This is a genomic window from Brachybacterium sp. HMSC06H03, from assembly GCF_001807385.1.
GTDB classification, from domain to species: Bacteria; Actinomycetota; Actinomycetes; order Actinomycetales; family Dermabacteraceae; genus Brachybacterium; species Brachybacterium conglomeratum.
Genome location: NZ_KV788861.1, coordinates 1 through 1824 on the forward strand (window position 1 = coordinate 1; position 1824 = coordinate 1824).

At 76.0% G+C, this 1824-nt stretch carries 2 protein-coding genes; both read right to left on the minus strand.

Annotated features, from left to right (window positions below; translation table 11 throughout):
• Positions 1-34 precede the first annotated feature (34 nt).
• Positions 35-1057, minus strand: a complete 1023-nt coding sequence (gene hemB, locus HMPREF3159_RS11235; protein WP_070501100.1) for a porphobilinogen synthase — start codon at positions 1055-1057, stop codon at positions 35-37.
• On the minus strand, positions 1054-1824 hold a 771-nt coding region (locus HMPREF3159_RS11240), incomplete at its 5' end, for a uroporphyrinogen-III synthase (protein ID WP_070501101.1). The genes hemB and HMPREF3159_RS11240, both read right to left, overlap by 4 nt.

Genomic DNA, 1824 nt, shown 5'->3' on the forward strand with positions numbered 1-1824 from the left:
CGGGCGCGCCGACGGGCGCGGGCCGGACTGCGGCTCAGGCGAACTCGCGCAGGTGCGGGGGCAGGCCCTGCTGGAACCAGCCCGCGACCTCGCTCGCGTAGTAGGTCAGGACGTTCGAGGCGCCGGCGCGGCGGAAGGCCAGCAGCGACTCGAGGATCGTGCGGTCGCGGTCGATCCAGCCGTTCGCCGCGGCCGCCTCGATCATCGCGTACTCGCCGGAGACCTGGTAGGCGCCGACGGGGACGGGGGAGGCGGCGGCGACGTCCCTCAGCACGTCGAGATAGGGCAGGCCGGGCTTGACCATGACGAGGTCGGCACCCTCGGCGACGTCGAGCTCCAGCTCGCGCAGCGCCTCGCGGCCGTTGGCGGGATCCTGCTGGTAGGTGCGGCGATCGCCCTGCAGGGACGAGTCCACGGCCTCACGGAAGGGGCCGTAGAAGGCGGAGGCGTACTTCGCGGTGTAGGCGTAGAGCGCGGTCTCGAGATGGCCTTCGGCATCGAGCGCGTCGCGGATCGCGGCGATCTGGCCGTCCATCATCCCCGACGGGCCCAGCAGGTGCGCGCCGGCCTCGGCCTGCGCGAGGGCCATCTCGCGGTAGCGCAGCAGCGTCGCGTCGTTGTCGACCCGGCCGTCGGCGTCGAGCACGCCGCAGTGGCCGTGGTCGGTGAACTCGTCCAGGCACAGGTCGGCCATGATCACGGTCTGATCGCCGAGCTCGGCGCGCAGGCGGGCCAGCGCCCGGTTGAGGATCCCGTCCGGGTCGGTGGCGCCGGAGCCGACGGCGTCCTTGTGCTCGGGCACGCCGAAGAGCATCACGCCGCCCACGCCGCGCTCGGCCGCCTCGGTCGCGGCGCGGACCAGGGAGTCCATGGTGTGCTGCTCGACGCCGGGCATCGAGGTCACGGGCTTGTTCTCGCTCGCGCCCTCGCGCACGAACATCGGCAGCACGAGGTCGGCGGGGCGGAGGGCGTGCTCGCGCACCAGGGAGCGCATCGCGGCGCTGCTGCGCAGGCGGCGGGGGCGGTCGATCGGTCCGGGGAGGGTCGGCTGGGTCATCGGGTCTCCTTCGATCGGGGGTGCATGGGGTGGGCGGCTGACGGGGCGGGGCCCGCAGCGGCTGGGCCCGACGGGGGCGTCTCGTGCGGCGCCGCGTCGAGCGCCTCGAGGACGGCCGCGACGAGTGCCTCGTCGCTCGGGGCGGCGGCCTGGTGGAGGGGGCCGAGGCCGGCGGCGCGGACGGCCTCGGCGGTCGGGTCGCCGATGGCGATCACCGCGGTGGCGGGGTGCACGCCGAGCTCGGCGGCGCGTCGGGCGATCATCGGGCTGGTCAGCACGATCGCTGCGTAGCGCCCTGCGGCCAGGCCCTCGGCGACCGCCGGGGACGGGTCCACGGGTTCGGGACGATAGGCCTCGACCTCCACCACCTCGTAGCCGGCCGCGCGCAGCCCCTCGGGGACGGTGCGGGAGGCGGCGGACGAGGCGGGCAGCAGCACTCGATCGCCCGGGGCGGCGGGCGGCATCGCGGCGACGAGCGCCGCGCCGGAGCCGTCGGCCACGGCGGTGGGGGAGAGGCCCGCCTCCCGCAGGGTCTGGGCGGTGCCCCCTCCGACGGCGATGATCGCCGTCTCGAACGGGGCCTCCGCCCCGGCGAGGACCTCGGCGGCGGTGCGGGAGGTGACCACGAGATGTGTGAACGCGCCCGCGGCGAGCTGCGCGAGGGCGGCCTCGAGCTCCTCGCCGGTGCTCGGGACGAGGCGGGTCAGCGGGGCGTGCTCGGCCGTGAGCCCCTCCGCCTCGAGCAGGCTCGCGAGCCGCTCCCCCCG